At 72.6% G+C, this 21,200-nt stretch carries 15 protein-coding genes and 1 riboswitch; of the genes, 8 read left to right on the plus strand and 7 right to left on the minus strand.

What is annotated here, in order from left to right; genetic code table 11:
• Positions 1-26 precede the first annotated feature (26 nt).
• A complete protein-coding gene (locus tag ACNYC2_RS18425) occupies positions 27-1,349 on the minus strand; it encodes a M50 family metallopeptidase (RefSeq protein WP_419703186.1) in 1,323 nt (440 codons plus the stop codon).
• A gap of 148 nt (positions 1,350-1,497) precedes the next feature.
• Here ACNYC2_RS18425 and ACNYC2_RS18430 point away from each other — a divergent pair, with 148 nt between their 5' ends.
• Both ACNYC2_RS18430 and ACNYC2_RS18435 read left to right on the plus strand, forming a co-directional pair.
• Complete coding sequence (locus ACNYC2_RS18430) at positions 1,498-3,804, plus strand: hypothetical protein (RefSeq protein WP_419703187.1); 2,307 nt, start codon at positions 1,498-1,500, stop codon at positions 3,802-3,804.
• Between the two features lie 19 nt (positions 3,805-3,823).
• Positions 3,824-5,230 (plus strand): aspartate aminotransferase family protein, encoded by a 1,407-nt coding sequence (locus tag ACNYC2_RS18435; RefSeq protein ID WP_419703188.1) that lies wholly within the window; start codon positions 3,824-3,826, stop codon positions 5,228-5,230.
• A gap of 9 nt (positions 5,231-5,239) precedes the next feature.
• Here ACNYC2_RS18435 and ACNYC2_RS18440 read toward each other — a convergent pair whose 3' ends face one another.
• Both ACNYC2_RS18440 and ACNYC2_RS18445 read right to left on the minus strand, forming a co-directional pair.
• On the minus strand, positions 5,240-5,944 hold the full coding sequence (locus ACNYC2_RS18440; RefSeq protein ID WP_419703189.1) for a PhnA domain-containing protein: 705 nt from the start codon (positions 5,942-5,944) through the stop codon (positions 5,240-5,242).
• A gap of 110 nt (positions 5,945-6,054) precedes the next feature.
• Entirely contained in the window at positions 6,055-7,083 is a 1,029-nt protein-coding gene (locus ACNYC2_RS18445; protein ID WP_419703190.1) for an aldo/keto reductase, read from the minus strand.
• Between the two features lie 122 nt (positions 7,084-7,205).
• On the opposite strand from ACNYC2_RS18445, the gene ACNYC2_RS18450 reads away from it, so the two are divergent.
• Positions 7,206-7,793 (plus strand): TetR/AcrR family transcriptional regulator, encoded by a 588-nt coding sequence (locus ACNYC2_RS18450; protein ID WP_419703191.1) that lies wholly within the window; start codon positions 7,206-7,208, stop codon positions 7,791-7,793.
• A gap of 8 nt (positions 7,794-7,801) precedes the next feature.
• A riboswitch (TPP riboswitch) is annotated at positions 7,802-7,898 on the plus strand.
• A complete protein-coding gene (thiD, locus tag ACNYC2_RS18455; protein ID WP_419703192.1) occupies positions 7,888-8,784 on the plus strand; it encodes a bifunctional hydroxymethylpyrimidine kinase/phosphomethylpyrimidine kinase in 897 nt (298 codons plus the stop codon). (Overlaps the previous riboswitch by 11 nt.)
• A 12-nt stretch (positions 8,785-8,796) precedes the next feature.
• Here thiD and dxr read toward each other — a convergent pair whose 3' ends face one another.
• Positions 8,797-9,966, minus strand: coding sequence for a 1-deoxy-D-xylulose-5-phosphate reductoisomerase (dxr, locus tag ACNYC2_RS18460; protein WP_419703193.1), 1,170 nt, complete (start codon positions 9,964-9,966; stop codon positions 8,797-8,799).
• A gap of 13 nt (positions 9,967-9,979) precedes the next feature.
• Complete coding sequence (locus ACNYC2_RS18465; RefSeq protein WP_419703194.1) at positions 9,980-11,779, minus strand: RyR domain-containing protein; 1,800 nt, start codon at positions 11,777-11,779, stop codon at positions 9,980-9,982.
• Between the two features lie 152 nt (positions 11,780-11,931).
• Between ACNYC2_RS18465 and ACNYC2_RS18470 the strand changes: the two genes are divergently transcribed.
• Positions 11,932-14,961: a hypothetical protein gene (locus ACNYC2_RS18470; RefSeq protein WP_419703195.1), complete on the plus strand. Its 3,030-nt coding sequence runs from the start codon at positions 11,932-11,934 to the stop codon at positions 14,959-14,961.
• Between the two features lie 105 nt (positions 14,962-15,066).
• On the opposite strand, the gene ACNYC2_RS18475 is transcribed toward ACNYC2_RS18470, so the two are convergent.
• Positions 15,067-15,747, minus strand: coding sequence for a hypothetical protein (locus tag ACNYC2_RS18475; protein WP_419703196.1), 681 nt, complete (start codon positions 15,745-15,747; stop codon positions 15,067-15,069).
• 123 nt (positions 15,748-15,870) lie between these two features.
• On the opposite strand from ACNYC2_RS18475, the gene ACNYC2_RS18480 reads away from it, so the two are divergent.
• Together ACNYC2_RS18480 and ACNYC2_RS18485 are read left to right on the plus strand one after the other, a co-directional pair.
• Complete coding sequence (locus tag ACNYC2_RS18480; protein WP_419703197.1) at positions 15,871-18,021, plus strand: DEAD/DEAH box helicase; 2,151 nt, start codon at positions 15,871-15,873, stop codon at positions 18,019-18,021.
• 57 nt (positions 18,022-18,078) lie between these two features.
• On the plus strand, positions 18,079-19,377 hold the full coding sequence (locus ACNYC2_RS18485) for a DUF418 domain-containing protein (RefSeq protein ID WP_419703198.1): 1,299 nt from the start codon (positions 18,079-18,081) through the stop codon (positions 19,375-19,377).
• Positions 19,378-19,399: 22 nt separating this feature from the next.
• On the opposite strand, the gene ACNYC2_RS18490 is transcribed toward ACNYC2_RS18485, so the two are convergent.
• The gene (locus ACNYC2_RS18490) at positions 19,400-19,693 is read right to left on the minus strand and encodes a hypothetical protein (RefSeq protein ID WP_419703199.1); all 294 of its coding nucleotides are present in this window, start codon (positions 19,691-19,693) and stop codon (positions 19,400-19,402) included.
• 117 nt (positions 19,694-19,810) lie between these two features.
• Between ACNYC2_RS18490 and ACNYC2_RS18495 the strand changes: the two genes are divergently transcribed.
• Positions 19,811-21,166, plus strand: coding sequence for a hypothetical protein (locus ACNYC2_RS18495; protein ID WP_419703200.1), 1,356 nt, complete (start codon positions 19,811-19,813; stop codon positions 21,164-21,166).
• The last annotated feature ends 34 nt before the right edge of the window (positions 21,167-21,200 follow it).

Genomic DNA, 21,200 nt, shown 5'->3' on the forward strand with positions numbered 1-21,200 from the left:
GTGCGAAACGTACATCGTGTCTGGCATCACGTGATCCGCACCGGATCCACCAGGTCCGCCACGATCAGGACGCCGCCCACGCCGAGCAGGATGAGGAAGACCACATAGGCCACCGGTGTCATCCGCGCGACGTCCGCCGGGCCGGGCAGGACCGCCGCCCCGCGCACCCTGGCGAGCGTCCGCTTGCCGCCCTCGTAGAGAGCGTTGACCAGGTGCCCGCCGTCGAGCGGCAGGAGCGGGATCATGTTGAAGGCGAACAGCGCGATGTTGAGGCTCGCGAGCAGGCTCAGGTAGATCATCACGCGGTCGAGGATCGCCTCGTCCAGGGCCATGATCTCGCCGCTGATGCGCGCGACGCCGACCACCGACTGCACGGAGTCCTGCGCGCGCTCCGCGGGCGTGAAGGCCTGGGTCGCGGCGTCCGCCACGCGGACCGGGAGCGTTGCGACCATGGTCAGCGTCTGCCAGGTCTGCTCGCCGACCGCGGGCAGGACGCTGGAGAGCGGCTGCGGCTCGCGCACCTGGAGCGGCGAGAAGCCCACGAAACCGCCGGGCTGGACGACGGGCTCACCGTCCGCCCCGACGACCGCTACGCCCTGCTCGTCCACCACCGGGCGGTCGGTCCTGGCCGGGGTCACCTCGAGCGTGACCCGCTCGCCGTCGCGCAGCACCGCGACCTGGGACGTCTGCCCGGCGGAGTCGTTGATGAGGCCGACCAGCTGCTGCCAGCTGTGCACCTCGGCGCCGCCGAACGCGACGATCTCGTCGCCCGGCTCCAGGCCCGCCGCGGCGGCCGGGGCGGCGGGCTGCCCCTCGCAGTCGTCGCCCGACGCGGTGGAGGTGACCGAAGCCGGCACGCACTCCGAGAGCTGGGCGACGGTGGTGGAGACGGTCAGCGTGCCGTAGCCCACCAGGACCACACCGATCAGGACGGTGGCGATCACGAGGTTCACGAACGGCCCGCCGAACATCACTATCAGCTTCTTGGGCGTCGAGAGGTTGTAGAAGGCGCGGTGCTCCTCACCGGGACGCACCTCCGCGACCGACGCGTCCCGGGCGTCGGCGACGAGCTCGCTCCAGAAGCCGGTGCCGCGGCGCGTGCCGGCCGGCGCCGGCGGCATCATGCCGACGAGCCGCACGAACCCGCCGAGCGGGATCGCCTTGATCCCGTACTCCGTCTCGCCCTTGGTCCGCGACCAGAGGGTGGGCCCGAACCCCACGAAGTACTGGCTCACCCGTACGCCGAACTTCTTGGCCGGGATCATGTGCCCCAGCTCGTGCAGCCCGACGGAGACGATGACGCCCAGCAGGAGGACGAGCACACCGATGATGTGCGGAACGATGCTCACGGACCGAGACTACGTCACCCGCTGACGCCCTCGAAAGGCGGTGCACGTCTCCCCGCGACGACCACCTGACGTTCACGTTCATCCGATTCGGTGGCAGTTTCAATGGCAATTCGTTGATACATCGGTTACCGATCATTAACCTGGCGGCATGTCGGTTTCGTCCATCCCTGAGTTCCGGGAGCTGCACACGCACGGTCCTGGTTCCCTCACGGAGAGCCTCACGTCGATGTTCCAGACGGAGGCCTGGCACGCCGCGGACGGCGACTCCCGGGTCGCCCGGCAGCTCCGCGAGATCGGCGTCGACGTCAGCGCGATCTGGGCGGCCTCCCGCTGGAACATGGGCGACGACGGCGAGGCGCCGAACCGCCGACACCCGCTGCCCGGCGACCCCCGTGGCCCGCAGACCGCGGCCGCGCTGACCGCCGTCGTCGCGCAGCCGCGGGCCGCCGCCCTGCTCGGCGTCTACCTGTGGTCGCAGGCGAGCGACGCGCTGCAGTACACCTTCCGGCACGGACGGATCATCGTCCCGCTGCGCGCCTTCGTCGAGACCTGGGCGACGTGCCGCGACAGCGCGCCCGACGACGTCTGCCGGGCGGAGGGCGACGCCGTCGCCGTGCTGCTGCGCACCCTCATCACCCAGATGCACACCTCGGCCGCCCGCAGCGCGGGCAGCCTGGCCCGGCTGGCCGACGCCGCCGCGCAGGCCGGCGACCGGTGCGGCGACCTGCTCCGGGCCGCCCGCGCGATCCCGGACGCGAGGTCACCGTTCCGGCGTGCGCTCGTGCCGCAGGCGGTGACCCGTATCCGGTACTTCCGCGCGCTCTCGGAGGCCGCCGGGGCGGCCGACGACGCGATGTCCGGCAGGCCGGCAAGGCTCGCGCCCGCGATCGAGGGGCTGCGAGCCGCCGAGACCGACCGGCACCTCAACTACATCCTGGCCAGCGAGCTGCGCGCCTACCGGATGCACCTGACGGAGCTGCACCGCAACCTCGACGCCCCCTGGCTCACGCTCGACCGGCTGCGGACCGTCTACATCTACCCGTTCGGCCTGCGCGACGTCAGCCCCACCGCCGCGGTGGCGGCGATCCGTGAGCTCGCCGACCGCGACGAGCGGCCTCGCCTGCTGGGCGTCCAGGCCTTCGCGGTGCGCGGCAGCCTCAAGATGGACGACGTCTGGGCGAGCGTCGACCGGGCCGCCCGCCCGTACGGCGGGGTGTCGCTGTCGATGCCGAACGTGCGCCTGGAACAGCCCGACGGCTCGTTCATCGCCGAGCTGTCCTGCGACGTGCGGTTCACCGAGTTCGGCAACCACTACGTCCGGTTCCGCTACTCGGCGCGCGAGCAGTCGCCGCAGCAGGTCCGGGACGCCCGGTTCCGGCTGTCCAACCTGCACGCCGACATCCGGGTGCGCTGGATCTCGCCGGACGGCGCACCCGTCGATGTCGACCACGCGGACAGCCCACCCCCCGAGCGCCTGTTCGACCTCGCCGACCTGCTCCAGCGGGCCACCACCGACCTGGTCCGGGAGGGCACCGAGATCGCCCAGGGGCGGGCGCACGTCGTCACCACCGTCTACGAGGCGAGCCGCGGGCGCGGACCCGCCGCGCCCCGCGCGGAGCGCACGCCGGTCGCCATGGGCGACGAGCTGATCGCCGCGTTCGGCTCGCAGGTGCTGCTCCAGCCCGTCTCCTACGGCACCGCCACGCTGTGCGACTGGACGCTGCGCCAGCGCAACCCCGTGCTGCTGGAGGGCGTGCGGCACCTGGGCGACGTCGTCGCGGTGGCCACCAACTCGACGACGGTCGCCCTGGTCGGCACCGCACACTTCAAGATCTCCCAGTACGGCTCGCTCGCCGAGTTCGTCGCCAGCCTGAACGGGCTCTTCAGCGCGTGGAACGCCACCCTCGCCGACCATCTGCGGATCGTCGCGACGATGCTCGCCGACCACGACGTCAACAACGGCGCCGACCTCGCCGAGCGCAAGGAACGGCTCACCCGCGAACAGCTGCGCCTGCACGAGTTCGCCTCGGAGGTCCGGGCCACGCTGACCACCATCACGTCGCCCACGTTCCTCGCCTCCGCCCTGGAGTCCAGGATGCTGAACCAGCTGCTGCAGGCGGCGCACTTCGAGCAGCAGGCGGCGGTGGTCACCGAACGGCTCCGCGAGCTGCTCCAGGAGCCGATCGCCGCGCGGCTCGCGGCCCTCGAACGCCTGCACGGCGACCGGGAGCGGGCCGCCGAGGCCAAGCGTGAGCGCACGCGCCGTCGGCTGATGGACGGCACGCTGTCCGCCATCACCGTGTTCGCGGGCGTCTACGCCCTGATCGGGACCGTCCAGGTCGCGCTGGACGCCGACCTGATCGGCCCGCTGCAGGCCGTCACCGCCACCGCGCTGGTCACGATCGGCGCCCTGGTGACGGGGGTCGCGGTCTTCAACTGGACGCGGGGGCGCTGACCCGCAATAGCCTGGCCGGATGACCGACACACCCGAAGCCGCAGCCTTCGAGCGGAACGTCACACCGCGCGGAACCGCGCGGGACGACGCCGCCCGCCGTCACCTCTGGGGGCACTTCACGCGGCAGTCCGCGTGGGACGCCGGTGTGCCCACGCTGGTCCGCGGCGAGGGCCACCACGTGTGGGACGCGCAGGGCCGCAAGTACATCGACGGGCTGTCGGGACTGTTCGTGGTCCAGGCCGGGCACGGCCGCCAGGCGCTCGCCGAGGCCGCGGCCAAGCAGGCGGCCGAGCTCGCCTACTTCCCGATCTGGGGGTACGCGCACCCGCCGGCCATCGACCTGGCCGAGCGCCTCGCTCATCACGCCCCGGGCGACCTGAACCGCGTGTTCTTCACGACGGGCGGCTCGGAGGCGGTGGAGACGGCGTTCAAGCTGGCCAAGCAGTACTGGAAGCTGCAGGGCAAGCCCGGCAAGTACAAGGTGATCTCCCGGGCCGTCGCCTACCACGGCACCACCCACGGCGCGCTGTCCGTGACCGGCGTGCCCCGCATCAAGGAGCAGTTCGAGCCCCTGGTGCCCGGCACCTACAAGGTGCCCAACACCAACATCTACCGGGCCGACGACCGCCTGCGCGACGACCCGAAGGCCTTCGGCCGCTGGGCCGCCGACCAGATCGAGACGCAGATCCTGACAGAGGGGCCCGGCTCGGTGGCCGCCGTCTTCCTCGAACCCGTGCAGAACGCGGGCGGAAGCATCCCGCCGCCGCCCGGATACTTCGAGCGGGTGCGCGAGATCTGCGACCGGCACGACGTCCTGCTGGTCTCGGACGAGGTCATCTGCGCGTTCGGCCGCATCGGGTCGATCTTCGCGTGCGACGACTTCGGCTACGTGCCCGACATGATCACGTGCGCCAAGGGCATGTCGTCGGGCTACTCCCCGATCGGCGCCTGCATCGTGTCGGACCGCGTGTTCGAGCCGTTCGCGACCGGGACCACGACCTTCGGGCACGGTTACACGTTCGGCGGGCACCCCGTCTCAGCGGCGGTCGCCATGGCCAACCTCGACCTCTTCGAGGCCGAGGACCTGACCGGGCGGGTCGCCCGGAACGCGCCGGCGTTCCGGGCGACCCTGGAGCGGCTGTACGACCTGCCGATCGTGGGCGACGTGCGCGGCGCCGGATACTTCCAGACGATCGAGCTCGTCAAGGACCAGGACACCCGGGAGACCTTCTCCGGTGCCGAGACCGATCGTCTGCTCGGGCTCCTCGGCCCGGCGCTGTTCGGGGCAGGCCTGTACTGCCGCCCCGACAACCGCGGCGACCTGGTGGTGCAGCTCGCGCCGCCGCTGACCGTCGGGCAGACCGAGTTCGACGAGATCGAGGAGATCCTGCGGGCCGTGCTGAGCGAGGTGTGGTCCGAGCTGTGAGCTGTCGCGTCATGACTTCCTGACTGCGCTGGGCCGGAGGCGTACCGGCCCAGCGCCGCGCACGACCGCGCCCACGAGGCGGTCGTCGTCACTGGTGTGACGCAGCCGGATGTTGCGCAGAAGGGTGCCGGCAGGCACGACAGTGGACGCCCCCTTGCCCGTGAGTCTCTTGACCACGGTCACGTTGTCGCCGTCAGCCAGGGGGATACCGTCGACGTCCCTGATCACGGCAGCCCAGTCGTTCGTCACCAGCGGCGGCGAGGCGCCTCGCCGCCGTCTCAGCTCCTTGTCTCGTCGCGCGGACTGCCGGGCGAGGGCTAGGCGACGCCGATGCTCATCGGGGCTGAGAAGGGGCTCGCCGGCCAACCGGACCACCCGGTTGCTCCGCAGGTCGACGTGCGGAACTCTGACCGACGTCCGGGACAGGGTGGTGTACCCGGCCCGTAACTCCGCCGTCCGGAGGCCGTAGGACACGTAGGCGTCGCAGGAGACTGCCGTCAGTGCCGCTGTTCCGCTCACTGCCAAGATACTCATCGGCACCACCGAAGGAACGGCGTCGGGATCCCGCAACACGATGGGGAGCAGCACCACGACGGCGAAGAAGACGAAGGAACCGGCAATCGCACCGAGTATCGAGAACAGGCCGAGGAGTACTACAGCGCGGGCTGAAGGTCCGGGGATCCGCTGCGCCCTGATCTCGGGGTTCCATGACATCGTCGCCAAGTCTTCTCAGCCTCACAGTCACACATCGGATATATAGAGCGAACCCTAGCGCCGGTCCCCACCCCGCCATGAGGCACGCTTCTATGGATCGGTTGGGCGCCTCAGGCGGCCGCGCGCTGCTCCGCGGGTCGGCGGCGCAGGAGCGGCTGCTGGATGGCGGGCGGGTCGTAGGCCATGTCGAGGCGGCCGACGTCGGTCCCGGGCGGCACTATCGCGTCGATCCGGTCCAGGATCTCGTCGCTCAGGACCACCTCGGCGCCGGCCAGGGCGCTGTCCAGGTGCTCCATGGTGCGCGGGCCGATGATCGCGGAGGTGACGCCCGGGTGGGCGATCGTGAACGCCATCGCCAGGTGGTTCAGCGGGACGCCGGCGTCCTGCGCGACGGGGATGAGCTGCTCGACGACGTCGAGGCGCTCCTCGTCCCGCAGATGCTCCATCCCGAACTGCGCCCGATGCGTGTCGTTCTCCTGGCCCTTGCGGTAGCGGCCGGTGAGGAGGCCGCCGGCGAGCGGGCTCCAGACCAGGGTGCCCATGCCGTACTGCTGGGCGACCGGCAGGACGTCGCGCTCGATCCCCCGGTTCAGGATGGAGTACGGCGGCTGCTCGGCCCTGAACCGTTCCAGGCCGCGCCGCTCTGCCACCCACTGGGCCTGGACGATCTCGGCGGCGGGCATCGTCGACGAGCCGATGGCCCGCACCTTGCCCGAGTTGATGAGGTAGGTCAGCGCCGCCAGCGTGTCCTCGACGTCGGTCTCGGGGTCGGGGCGGTGGATCTGGTAGAGGTCGATGTAGTCGGTGCCCAGGCGGCGCAGCGAGTTCTCGACCTCGGCGATGATCCAGCGGCGGGAGTTACCGCGGTGGTTGGGGTCGTCGCTCATGGGCAGGTGCACCTTGGTGGCGAGCACGACGTCGTCGCGCCGCCCCTTGAGCGCCTTGCCCACTATCTCCTCGGACTCCCCGTGCGAGTAGAAGTCGGCGGTGTCGACGAAGTTGATGCCGGAGTCGAGGGCCTTGTGGATGATCTTGATCGACTCCTCGTGGTCGGGGTTGCCGACCGCGCCGAACATCATCGCGCCGAGTGCGTAGGGGCTGACCTTGATGCCGGTCCGGCCGAGGTTGCGGTACTGCATGGGGCCCTCCTGGGGTCGAGAGGTCTGGTGAGCGCCCCGGCGATGTCGTACCCTGGAACTAAGCGGAACGCTCTTCCAGAACTATATGGAAAGGTGTTCCGGATAGCAAGGGATGGAGTGGAGTGACCCAGAACACAGCCCCGCGACCGCTGCGCGCCGACGCGCAACGCAACATCGACTCGCTGCTCGACGCCGCGAAGTCGACCTTCGGCACGTCCGGCGTGGACGCGCCCGCGAAGGAGATCGCCGACCTGGCGGGCGTCGGCGTCGGCACGCTCTACCGGCACTTCCCCAAGCGCTCGGACCTGGTCAAGGCCGTGTTCCAGCACGAGGTCGACGCCACCGCCGACGCGGCTTCCGCACTGGCCGCCGAGCACGAACCGGTCGACGCCCTGGAGAAGTGGCTGCACCGGTACACCGAGTTCCTCGCGACCAAGCGCGGCCTCGCCTCCGCCCTGCACTCGGGCGACCCGGCGTTCGACGCGCTGCCGGACTACTTCATGGGGCGGCTCGGCCCGGCACTGGGCTCGCTCGTGGACGCCGCGGTCGCCGCCGGCGAGATCCGCGCGGTCGCCAGCCCGAAGGACCTCCTGTACGCCGTCTCCAAGCTGTGCCTGCCCATGCACGACGACGAGCCGGATCACGGCCGGCGCATGATCGACCTGCTCGTGGACGGACTGCAGTACGGGGCCGGACAGCCTGCTGGGTAGGGTGTGCCCGAAATGGCGCGGGGCGCCGGGCACCAGTCCGGCTGAGACGTACCCGTGGAACCTGATCTAGGTAGTTCTAGCGAAGGGACGCCTCATGGGCTCACTCCTGCCCGACGACGCCGTCGTCCGGACCCGCCCGCCCGGGCACCCTGCCGTGGCGCTGACGATCGCCGGCTCGGACCCCTCCGGCGGCGCGGGGATCCAGGCCGACCTGAAGACCTTCGCCGCGCTCGGCGGGTACGGCTGCGCGGTGCTCACGGGGCTGACCGCCCAGTCCACGACCGGCGTGACGAGGGTGCTGCCCGTGCCCGCCGACATGGTGACCGCGCAGCTCGAGACCCTGTTCGCCGACGTCGCGGTGGACGCCGTGAAGATCGGCATGACGACGGACGCCGCCGTCGCCCGGGCCGTCGCGGCGGTCCTGCGTGACCTGCGGGCCGCGGGACGCGCGCCCTACGTGGTGCTCGACCCGGTGATGGTCTCGACGTCGGGCCACCGCCTGCTCGCGCCCGACGCCGAAGCCGTGCTGCGTGACGAGCTGCTGCCGCTGGCCGACCTGATCACGCCGAACCTGCCGGAGGCAGCGGTGCTGCTCGGCGTCGAGCAGGCCCGGGACGATCACGAGGCGGCCGACCAGGCTCGCGCGCTGCTCAAGCTCGGGGCACGGTTCGCCCTGGTCAAGGGCGGGCACCTGGACTCGGCGGAGTCGGTCGACCACCTCGCTGGTCCGGACGGCGTCGTCGCGCTGACCGCCCCGCGGATCTCCACGCGGAACACGCACGGGACGGGCTGCACCCTCAGCTCGGCCTGCGCGGTCCTGCGCCCCCGGCACGACGGCTGGGAGCCCGCCGTACGCGCGGCGAAGGAGTACCTGACGGAAGCCCTGCGCGCCGCGGACGACCTGGTCATCGGCGGCACGGGCACGACGCCAGGTCCCTGGCGGGGCCACGGCCCGGTCGACCACGGCTTCGCCACCCGCACCCTCGGCTGACGGACGGCGGCCTCAGGCCGACTTGAGGAGCTCCGCCGCGCGGGCACGGGCCCAGGCGTCGGCCTCCAGGACGCCCTCGACCGAACCCGCGTCGCCCGCGGACGTCGTCTCGTGCGCCTCGACGACCGCGGCCACCGTGTCGACGATGTCGAGGAAGCCGATGGCGCCGTCGTGGAACGCGTCCACGCACACCTCGTTCGCGGCGTTGTAGACCGCCGGGTGCGTACCGCCGGCCTCGCCGACCTGCCGGGCCAGGCGGACGGCGGGGAACGCGTCGTCGTCCAGGGGGGCAAACTCCCAGGTGGACGCCTGGGTCCAGTCGATGGGCACGTCGACGTCGGGCAGGCGTTCGGGCCAGGACAGGCCCAAGGCGATCGGCACGAGCATGCGCGGCGGACCGGCCTGCGCGATGGTGGAGCCGTCGGCGAACTCGACCATCGAGTGGATCATCTGCTGCGGGTGCACCACGACGTCGATCGCGCTGAACGGCAGGTCGAACAGCAGGTGCGCCTCGATCACCTCGAGGCCCTTGTTGACCAGGGTCGCGGAGTTCGTGGTGACCACGCGCCCCATCGAGAAGTTGGGGTGCCGCAGGGCCTGCGCGGGGGTCACGTCGCGCAGCTCGGCACGCGTACGGCCGCGGAACGGCCCGCCGCTGGCGGTCACGACGAGCTTGCGGACCTCGGCGGCGGACCCCGAGCGCAGCGACTGCGCGATGGCGGAGTGCTCCGAGTCCACCGGCACGATCTGCCCCTCGCGCCGCACCGCGGCCTTGACCAGTGCGCCGCCGACCACGAGCGACTCCTTGTTCGCGAGCGCCAGCGTCGAGCCGACGGCGAGCGCCGCGAGGGTGGGGCGCAGGCCCACGGACCCGGTGATGCCGTTGAGCACGACGTCGCTCCCCCGGCCCGCCAGCTCGGTCGCGGCGCCCGGTCCGGCGAGCACCTCGACGCCGTCGGCACCCGCCTCCCGGAGCAGGTCCAGCAGCGCGGGGCGTGCGGCGTCGTCGGCCACCGCGACGGCGCGCACGCCGAGCGACGCGGCCTGCCGGGCGAGGAGCGGCAGGTCGGACCCGCCGGCGGACAGCGCGTCCACGCGGAACCGGTCCGGGTTGCGCCCGATGACGTCGATGGCCTGCGTGCCGATGGAGCCGGTGGAGCCGAGGAGGGTGACGCTTCGCATGGGCCCCATCCTGTCAGTCCTCGACGGCCTGCTCGGCACGGCCGCGGCCGAACATCCGCCAGCCCTTGACCACGCCGCGGGGGTCCGGGACTGGTTCGCCGGCGGCCTCCCAGCCGGCGTCGTCGGCGAGCGGGACCACGTGGAGGCCGAAGTCCGCGAGGATCACCGGGATGGCGCGGATGGCGGCGCGGTCCTTCTCACGGTCCGCCTCGGACAGCTCTTCCCAGGGGCGCAGGTCCGGGTGCAGGCGCCGGGCGTCGTCGCGCTGCGGCCCGTAGGTCCAGCCCGCTGCGGTCTTCTCGGCCATCCACCGCTCGTGCTCGTCGACGGCGCGCGCGTCGACCACGGGTTCGGGGATGCGGCCGTGCTCGCCGTCCCCGGCGGGTGCGACGGTGCAGCCCATCTGGCGCAGGCGGTCGGGGATGGCGCGCACCTGGGCGCGGTTCGCGGCCCGCAGGTCGTCGGACAGGTCGACCCACGAGACCATCGCCGGGGTGCTCTCCCAGGCCACGCCGCGCGAGCGCTGGTTGCGCAGGTAGGTCAGGTGGGCGGAGACGGCCATGAGGTCGTAGACGTCGTCGTGCACGAGCACGCCCGGCGCGGTCGCCCTACGCAGCAGCGTGCCCGGTTCGACGACGTCGAGCCGCCCGCCGAGGTCGTCGAGGATCGCGCCGTCGTGGGTGCCGAACAGGCCACCGAGGCCCGCGAGGCGGTTGAGGCGGAGCACCACTGCCCCCTCGCCGGCGCGCCAGAGGTCGCTGTCCCGCAGCGCGTGCCGGAGGGCGTCCCCGTCGTCGTCGTGGCACACGTAGACCCGCTGGGGCGTGCCGATCGCGCGCACCTCGGCGAACGTCTCGACCGGGACGAGCCGGCAGGCCGCCCGCACGCTGGGCCAGCGCGCCCGCAACGCCTGTGCCGCGGCGCGCGCACCGGGGCCGACGAGGGTTACGGTGAGCGGTTCGCCGCCGGACGCGATCTCGACGCTCCGCAGCCGCGCGAACGCGACGACGAGCGCCCTGCCGAACGCGCCGTGCCCGACCACCGAGATGTGTGGCGTGGCGCCGCGGGCCACCGTCTGGTCGCGCCGGGCCAGGGACCGGGCGACGAGCTCCCCCAGCGTGAAGAAGTCGACGCCCGGCTGCGGGTGGCTCAGGTGGCGGGCCTGCAGGGCGAGCGCGAGGTCGGGGTCGCTGACGTGCGCGTTCAGCCGCAGACCGTCGAGGCCCGCGTGCCGGAGCGCCCGGTTGGCCACCGCCACCGTGAGCACGTTGACGCCGGGCTCGTCGTCCTCGCCCTCGCACGCGTAGAGCACCGCGGCGCCGGAGATACCGGCGTTGCGCAGCGACGCTGCGTCCCCCGTGGCGGTCCGCGCGACGAGCGCGCCCCGGGCCGCGAGCGCCTCGGCGATGAGGTCGGCGGCGGGCGTGCGCCCGACGACCACCGCGTGGCCCCGCATCCGGCGGGTGCGCATCGCCGCGATCTGGTCGGCGAACAGGGAGCGCACCGCCTCGAAGACGGCGTAGCCGGTGGCGACCGGGGCGAGGAACCGGGCGGCCTGGAGCTGCCAGGGCAGGTCGCCGCCGTCATTGGTGGCCTCCGCGCCGAGCACGAAGAGCTGGACGGAGTAGTAGACGACGTCCCACCCGGTGGTGCCCCAGACGAAGTCCGGGGACGTCCGGTAGACGGCGAAGCCCCACAGGCCCAGTGCGAAGGCCACGCCGAACAGCGCGGTGAAGCCCGCGCGCACCCACGACCGGCGCACGCGCAGCCGGCGCGGTCCGCCGCGGGGAACCACGAGCTCCGGTGCCGTCATGTCGTGCCTCTCCCGTCCGACCCGCCAGCACACCTAACGGTGCATTTCAGGCTAAAGGTCGCTAGCGTCATGACCAGCGGCGACATTACACACAGGGGATACATTTCTCTCCGGTCCGCGACATTCGCCGAGGAGAGCAGCGGGGGGCAAGGATGACCGACCGGAGAGTCCGCGGCCTGCTGCCCACCGCCCGGGCGTCCGTCGCGCCGCGGACCGACGGGTACGACGCCTTCCTGTCCTACAGCCGCGACTCCGACGGCGAGTTCGCGCCCGAGTTCCACGCGCAGCTCCTCGACTTCGACAGGCGCGACGGTGTCCGCGACCTGCGCATCTTCCTGGACCGGACCGGTCTGGCGAACAACCCCAGCCTCTGGGACTCCATCAAGCACAAGCTCGAGCGCTCCGACTACCTCATCCTGCTCGCCTCCGAGGGCGCCGCGAGCTCCCACTTCGTGGCGGAGGAGGTGGCCTGGTGGCTCGACCATCGCGAACCCGAGACCCTCCTGGTGGCGCTGACCAGCGGCAAGATCGTCTGGACGGCGAACAAGATCGACAAGATCAGCACCACCGCGCTGCCCGCGCCGCTCGCCGAGCGGATCGACCGCGAACCCAAGTGGACCGACCTGACCCGGCTGCGCCAGCGGCGCAGGTTCTGGCGGCGCCACCCGGACCGGGCGACGGCGCTCGCCGAGCTCGTCGCACCGCTGCGCGGCCCGGACGTCAGCACCGAGGAGATCCTCAGCGCCCACATCGCCCGCCAGGGCTCGGCCAACCTCGTCAGCCGTCTCACGATCACGGCCCTCGGCGTCATGCTCGCCGTGTCCGTCGCCGCGTCCGGATACGCCCTGCGGGAGGCGTCCCGGGCGAACGAGGCGGTGAACGCCAACGCCGCCCACCTGCTCGGCGCGACGTCGCACGTCGTGCACCAGGACGATCCCGCGGTGGCGCAGCTGCTCGCGGCGGAGGCGGTCGAACGGCTCCGGGACGGGCAGACCCGCACCGCGCTGTTCAACGCGGTGACGGCGAACGAGCCCGCGGACCCGTACCTGCTGCGGACCGTCGACGTGCCGGAGGAGACCGAGCTCGCCGACGTCGCACCGACCGGCACAGGCATCGTCGGGCGGACCGACAGGGGCGACCTCGTGCGGTGGAACCCCGACGACGGCGAGCCCGCCGTCCTGCGCGGCGACCGCACGCCGTCCGGCACGGTGACCGGGTCCGGGAGCGCAGGCCCCTTCGTCGCCGGGAGCGCGGACGGCACGGTGGTCGCCGCGGTGGACGACCTGGGCGTGACGGTCGGCCGCTTCGGGCCGCTCCCCGAGGGCAGCACGAGCCGCCAGACGCACCTCGACCTGCCCGGCGCGACGGCGGTGGCGATCACCCCGGAGGGTGGCACGCTCCTCATCGCGTGGCACGACGCCACCACCGGCAGGAACCGGATCGGCAGCATCAACCTCGCGGGTCGCGACCTGGCGGTCCTGGAGTCGGACGCCGGTTCGCGGCGACCGCACGAGCAGCGCCTGGCGTTCAGCAGCAAGGTGGAGACGGAGCTGGCGGTCACGTCGCTCGCCGTCGGCTCCAGCCGCACCCTGGCCGTGGCCGACGCCGAGGCGGACGCCCTCGAGGTCCGCAGCCTCGACACCCTGGAGCTGACCCATGCCGGAGCCGTGGAGCTGCCCGACGGCGCGGTCCCGTCCCCCTCGCTGAACGACTGGGCGACGCTGCGCTCCGACCAGGACGGCACGACGGTCACCGTGCACCACTGGGCCGACGGCTCCGTACGTTCGGCGGGCTGCCCGGTCCCGCGCGTGTGGTCCGACCCGGAGGTCGTCGCGATGGACGACGAGACCACCCGGGTTCTGATCGCCACCGACCGTGGGCTCGTCGCGTGCGAGATCGCGGAGGACGCCGACCTGCGGCGCACCTGGCACCTGACCGGCGTCCGGCGGACCGGCCCGCCCGTCCTGGTCGGGACCGACCGGGTGGCGGCGGCGTCGGACGGCCGGATCGCGCTGTGGTCCACCGCCGACACACATGGCGACGTGCCGCTGCCGGACTCGGCGGGTGCGGCGGCCGCCGCGGCCGCCGCGACCGACGGGGACGGCGCGCAACCGGACGACGGCCCGGCCGGCCCGACAGCGGTCCTCGCCACGTACCGGGACGAGCCGGCGGGGGCCGCGAGCACCGCGGCGTCCTGGTCGGACGGCACCGTCACCATCCACGGCCGTGGCACCGTGACGCTGCCCGCCGACAGCCCGGACGCCGGCCGGCCGCTGCTGCCCGTCTGGCTGGACCGGGACAGCCTCCTGCTCGTCACCCCCGAGGGCGACGCCTACCGGACCGGCGGGGGCACCGCCGCCGGGTACGAGGCGGGGTTCCGCGACCTGGTCGCGCCGGGCCTCGAGGGGGGCGACCCGGCCTGCGCGACCGTCGTCAGCGCCCACCGCACACGCGACGACATCCTGCTGGTCGACGCGTGCTCCGGGCTGCACCTGCTCGACGCCGGGCTCCAGGAGCGCGCCCTGTACGTGCCAGGCCCCCTGGGCGCCACGCCACGGCTCGAACCCGGCTGGACGGCGCCCGGCCGGGTCGCCGTCGCGGACGACGGGAGCGAGGTGGCCGTCGCGCCACGCGACTTCTCGCTCCGGGTGGCCGACCTCGACGCCGCGGCCCGGGGCGAGACGGACGTGTGGACCGTGCGCGGCAGCAGCGTGGCGCAGGTGCACATGATCGGCGGCACCGACGGAACGGCCCTGCCGGACCAGCTGGTCACGCTCGGCCTGGACTCGGCGGTACGCCTGCGTCCGGTCACCGGCGCCGGCGATCCCGTGTCGCTCGACCTCGCCGGCACGTACGGCGACGTCATGGCGGTGCTGCCCGGGCCCAACCTGGTGGCGCGCAACCGGGGCTCTGCGCTGGCGTTCTTCGACATCGAGACCGGCCAGAAGATGGGCGAGCTCGCCACCAGCCTGTACTCACCGGGCGGCGAGGTGGCACCGGGTGCCGTGCACGCCGCCGACGGGCAGCTCCTCGTGGTCCAGGACCACGGCGTCACGACGGGCTGGACCTTCTCGGACGACCAGATGATCGCCCGGGCGTGCGCCATGGCGGGCCGCGCCCCGACGCCGGACGACATGCCGGAGGGCGTCGTCCTGGAGGAAGACCCGGCCTGCTCCCCCTGACCGGCAGGATGCCGAAGTAGAGCGCCTGTCCGAAGTCTCCCGTGGTAACCGAGGGAGACTCGGACAGGCGCTCTACTTCGGCATCCTCCCGGGCGCGCCCAGAGGTCAGGACTCGAGGCGCTTGGCCTCGGTCTCCGTCTCGTCCGCCTCTTCGTCGCGGCCTTCCTTGCGCAGCACGCTGGTGAGCGAGCGCATGGAGGCCGCGGCGTCGGACTTCGCGAGGTCCGAGGACGTCCCGCGCAGCTTGCCCCACAGGTTCATCGCCTCCTCGGCGACCTCCAGCACCTGCGAGCGCTCCTTGCCACCGATCGTCGACGTCGTGAACGTCTCCAGCGCGTGCTCGAGCACCGCGCGCTGCTTGGTCGGGTCGTCGTCGTCCAGGCTCTTGTACAGCTGGACGGCCTCGCCGACGAGCTTCGTCGTCGGCTTGTCCTGCTCCTTCGCCGCGGCCTGGCTGCCGAACGACAGCAGCGCCACGGCGATCTTCGACACGGTGCTGCCGGCCTCGCCGGGCAGCTTCTCCGCGCCCGAGACCACCAGGTCGTGCAGCCTGGCGGCCGTGCGCGTCTCGAGGTTCTCCTCGCGCTCCGGGGCCTCGTCCTGCTCCGGGGCCTTGACCTGCTCCGGGGTCTGCTCAGACCCCGCGACCGGCGCCGGGGCCTGACCACTGTCGATACCACTCTCGACTGCGACCGGCGCCACCTGCGGCGTCACCTCGGCCGTCGTCTCCCCTGCTGCGGTGACCTGCGCCGCCTGTGCCTGCTGCGGCAGTGCGTCCGTGCTCACTCGTTCCTCCTGTCCACGGTGCGACGAAACTACCAGAACGGGCGTTCAGTCCCGGTATGCACCGGGGTACGACGGCGTGTGCGAGTACCTCCCAGCGGCACGCACCCAGTACCGTCAGCCGCCATGGAGACCTGGTCACGCGCCGCTTCGCGCGAGCTGCTCGAGGAGGCCCGCACCCGGCACGCCCTGGGCACGGACACGCTGACGGAGCGCGGCACGGCCCCCGAACGGGTGCGCATCGCGTACCGCGCCGCCCGGGACGCCCGGGTGCTGGCGGAGCTGGCAGAGGTGCCCGTCGACCGGATCCGCGAGGTGAGCACCGGACGCATCCGGGTCGGGCTCGTCGAGGCGGCCGGGTTCCGGACCGTGGCCCAGGTGCTGCGCGCCGACGACGAGGAGCTCGACGCGGTCCCCGGCGTCGGGCCCAAGACCGCACGCCTGCTGCGCGAGGCCGCCCAGCAGATCTTCGACGCCGTCGACGACGGGCTCACCTTCCGGATCGAGGCAGACCCCGCCGACCCGCTCGCGACCGACCTGGTGCGCGCGCTGCACACGCACGAGCAGGTCGCCCGGTTCTTCGACGCCTGGGGCGAGCGGCTCGACGTCGACGTCCCACGGCTGGCCCGCCTGGCCGAGGTGGGGGTCCTGCGCGGCACCCTCGTCAAGCGGTTCTTCGCCGGCCGCGAGCGCAACGCCGCGGCCGACTCCGCACTGACCACGCTCCGCGAGACGGTGGACGGGCTCGACGACTCGGGCGTCACCGACGCCCTGCGCCGGCTGGACCGCACGCTGACCGGCACGTCCGACGCGGAGGTGTGGCGGGACTACGAGGCCCGCGCCGCCGCCTACTACACGGCGCTGGGCGAGCTGGTGGACCTCGGCGTCGACGTGGAGGCCGCTGAGGGCTACCTGCCGGAGGACGTCGTCGACCAGGTCTCGGCACAGGACCTGGACACCTCGCTCCTGACCGTCTCCCTGCGCGGGTACCAGGCGTTCGGCGCGCGGTACGCGCTGGTGCAGCGGCGCACGATCCTCGGCGACGAGATGGGGCTCGGCAAGACGGTCCAGGCCATCGCCGTGATGGCGCACCTGGCCGCCCGGGGCCGCCGGCACTTCCTCGTGATCTGCCCGGCCAGCGTCGCGGCGAACTGGGCCCGCGAGGTCGCGGCCCACTCCCGGCTGGCGGTCCGGGTGCTGCAGGGCGACGAGCGCGACGCCGGCATCCGCACCTGGGTCGCCGACGGCGGTGTCGGCATCGTCACCTTCCCGCAGCTCGGGCACCTGCGCGCCGCCGGGCTGCCCCGGCCCGCGCTGCTCGTGGTGGACGAGGCGCACTACGTGAAGAACCCCGCCGCGCAGCGCTCGGAGCGGACGGCGGCCTGGTCCGACGCCGCCGAGCGCGTGCTGTTCATGTCGGGCACGCCCATGGAGAACACCGTCGACGAGTTCCGCAGCATCGTGCGGTACCTCAAGCCCGACGTCGCCGACTCGATCGACCCGGCGGCGGGCCTGGCGGGGGCCGCGGCGTTCCGCCGGTCGGTGGCCACGGTGTACCTGCGGCGCAACCAGGAGGACGTACTCACCGAGCTGCCCGAGCTGGTCCAGGTGGACGAGTGGGAGCGGTTCGGCAAGCACGACGGCGCCGCCTACCGGCGGGCCGTGCTGAAGCGTTCGTTCGCGGACATGCGCCGGGCGGCGTTCGTCCAGGCCCCCGAGCCGACGGCGAAGCTCGTGCGGCTGCGCGAGATCGTCGCCGAGGCGATGGACAACAACCGCAAGGTCGTCGTCTTCTCGTTCTTCCGCGACGTGATCGAGACGGTGCTGGCCGAGCTGGGCCCGCTCGCCATCGGACCCATCACGGGCTCCGTCCCCGCCCGGCGGCGGCAGGAGCTGGTCGACGAGTTCACGCAGGCGCCGGAGCCGAAGGTGCTGGTGAGCCAGATCGAGGCGGGCGGCGTCGGGCTCAACATCCAGGCGGCCTCCGTGGTGATCCTGTGCGAGCCGCAGGTCAAGCCGACGGTCGAGGCGCAGGCCATCGCGCGGGCGCACCGGATGGGTCAGGTCCGCACCGTGCAGGTGCACCGGCTGCTGATCGAGAACAGCGTGGACGAGCGGCTCCTGGAGATCCTCGGCACCAAGGCCGAGCTGTTCGCCGAGTACGCCGGGCGCTCGACGGTGGCCGTGGCACCGGGCGCCACCGACGTCGCCGACGCCGAGCTCGCTCGGCGCATCGTCGAGGAGGAGCGCACCCGGCTGGCCGAGCCCGCGGCGTAGCCCCGAGAGCTCGCTCTTTTGCTCGCGGTCAGGCCTCCGGCCTGCTGAGATGTACCCATGTCCACCACAGCCCTGACCCGGGGTCCTGTCCAGGCCGCCGAGCGTTCGCCCGCGCCCGACCTCGCACGCGGCTTCATGCTCCTGCTGATCGCCATCGCGAACACGCCCTACTACCTGTGGGGCAGCGAGACGAACCCCTGGGTGTCGCACCCCGTCGACGGCTCGGCCCTCGACGAGGTCGCCGACTTCCTCATCATCGTGTTCGTGGACATGCGGACCTACCCCATGTTCGCGTTCCTCTTCGGCTACGGCATGATGCAGCTCTACAACCGCCAGGTGTCCTCCGGGACGTCGGAGGCAGCGGCTCGCAAGCTCCTGCAGAAGCGCAACTGGCTCCTGCTCGGGTTCGGGTTCGTGCACGCGGCGCTGCTCTGGATGGGCGACGTGCTCGGCGCGTACGGCCTCGCCGGACTGCTCATGGTGTGGCTGTTCTTCGAGGTCAAGGACCGCACGCTGCTCGTGTGGACCTGGGTCTTCGGCGGCCTGCTGGCGATCGGCACGGTGTTCGCCGTGGTCGGCTCGTACTTCACCGCTCAGATCCCCGCGGACGACCCGATCGCGCGGTCCATCCTCGCGGACACCACCGGCCCGTCCACGGAGTCGATGGCTTCGACGTCGTACCTGGCGTCGATCTTCGAGCGCCTGGGCTTCTGGGTCTTCGGGACCGTCGGCCAGGGGCTCTTCTTCCTCGTCGTCCCGATGATGCTGCTGCTCGCCTTCTGGGCCGGACGGCGCCGCATCCTCGAGAACCCGGGCGAGCACCTGCCGCTGCTGCGCCGGGTGGCGGCGGTCGGCATCGCCATCGGCTGGCTCGGCCCGCTGCCGGCCGCGCTCGACCACGTCGGCGTCCTCGCCGTGCCCGACCACGCGGCCTGGGTCTTCCTGCCCGTGCAGATCTTCACCGGCTTCTTCGGCGGGCTGGGCTACGTCGCCCTGTTCGGCCTCATCGGCCACCGCGTCGCCCTGCGCCGCAGCGGCGCGCCGTCGAACAACCTGTTCACCACGGACGGGCCGTTCGCCGGCGCCGTCCAGGCGGTGGGCAAGCGGTCGCTGACGTCCTACCTGCTGCAGTCCGTGCTGTGCGCGCCGGTCCTGGCGGCCTGGGGCTTCGGCCTGGGCCGGCACCTCAGCTCGTGGAGCATGCTGCTGTTCGCCGTGGGCGTCTGGGCGCTGACCGTGGTGTTCGCCGTCTGGCAGGAGCGCACCGGGCGGCGCGGGCCGGCCGAGGTGGCGCTGCGCCGGCTGGTCTACGGCCGGCCGGCGCAGCGTCCGGCACCGGTTCAGCCGGCAGCCTGAGCCACGGGCTGAACCCTCTGGCTCAGGCCGGGAACGAGTCCACGGCGTCGTCCTCGCCGTCACCGTCGGTGTCCACGGAGATCGTCCGCGTCCCGCCGGCGGTCTCCACCACGACGTCGGGCCGCCCGTCACCGTCGGTGTCGTGCAGCTCGACGTCGGGGACGCCGTCGGCGTCGTAGTCCTCGAACTGGGCGTCCACGACGCCGTCGCCGTCGGTGTCGGCCACCTCGACGTCGGTTATGCCGTCGCCGTCGAGGTCGAACTTGCCGGGCTTGTCGGCCAGGAACTCGGACACGTCGTTCTCCTTGCTCGTCATCTCTCTGGGGTACTTCCCCGATCATGCACCACCCGGCGGGCTGCTCGGGCACCGACGTCCCAGGATTTCTCCCGCTTCACCGCGCGGGTGAAATAGCAAGCCGCTTAGATTCAGCACATGCTCACCCAGGTACGCAGGACCCGACGCCGGGCCGCGGCGCTGACCGTCAAGACCTGCGCCGTCTTGATCGCCTCCGGCCTGATCGTCTCGGGCCTGGTGACCTCGGGGATCGCCGTCGCGACGGTCACCCCCGCCACCGGTTCCGGTGCGGACGCCGTCGGCCAGGCCTGGTCCGTCGACCTCGCCACCCGCACCGGCGACGACGCCGGGGTGCGCCACTCCGACGGTGCGCTCCGACTGGACGACGCCGGCACGTCGGGCAGCTCCACTGTGCCGGACGACAGGGCCGACGACGACGGCGGGCGCGCCGACGGCGGCAGCGTGCACCAGGAGACGTCCGGCCAGCTGGTCGCGGAGCCGAAGGTCCTCGACTCCCCCGCGGGCGTCATCACCGCCGACGTCGACGCCACCGCCCCGGAAGGTACCTCCGTGCTGATCGACGTCCGCGGCCGGCTCGCCGACCAGGGCCCCGACTCCTGGACCGAGTGGGTACCCGCCGGATCCCCGCTCCCCGCACCCGCCGAGACGATCCAGGCGCGCGTCACGCTCGTCGGCGAGGGCGGCACCGGCCCGGCCGTGCGGGAGGTGACGCTCACCCCCGAGGCCCGCCGGTCGCAGTCGCTGCAGGAGGCAGAGGGAGAGGCCGCGCCGGACGGCGTCGCGGACTCGTACAAGGTCTTCGCCACGCGCGAGGGCCTGGTGGGCGGGACCACCGCGAACGGCCATGTCATCACCAGGAGGGACCACTTCGTCGCGCTGCCGTCCCGGCGCGGGCTGTCGTCGAAGGACTCGGGCAGCTACTCGGTCCGGGTCTGCGCCGAGAGCACGGGGCGCTGCGCGTACGCCCCGGTCTGGGACGTCGGGCCGTGGAACACCACCGACGACTACTGGAACGGGGGCGAGACGCGTCAGTCCTGGTCCGACCTGCCCCAGGGCCTGCCGCAGGCGCAGGCCGCCTACCAGGACGACCACAACCGCGGGCGCGACGGGTTCGGCCGCCAGGTCGCCAACCCCGCGGGTATCGACCTCGGGGACGGCACGTTCTGGGACGCCGTCGGGCTCACCAACAACGCCTGGACCACCGTCACCTATCTCTGGACCGGAGACGGACCCAGGGGCGTCGTGCGGACCAGGAACGGTCCGCTCAACGTGCGCTCGGGTCCGAGCACGGACTACGACGTCGTCGGACAGGCCGGCAACCACGCGAACGTGGTGATCGAGTGCACCGCGCGCGGCGCCAGGATCACGGGAACCTACGGCACCACGGACCTGTGGAACCGCATCGGACCGGGCAACTGGGTCTCGGACGCCTACGTCTCCACCAGCTCCTCGACCCGGGTCCGCACCTGCTGACACGCCCGCGGCAATGAGAACGGGATCGTGTTCG

Source organism: Promicromonospora sp. NFX87 (assembly GCF_048564965.1).
In the GTDB taxonomy this organism is placed as follows: domain Bacteria; phylum Actinomycetota; class Actinomycetes; order Actinomycetales; family Cellulomonadaceae; genus Promicromonospora.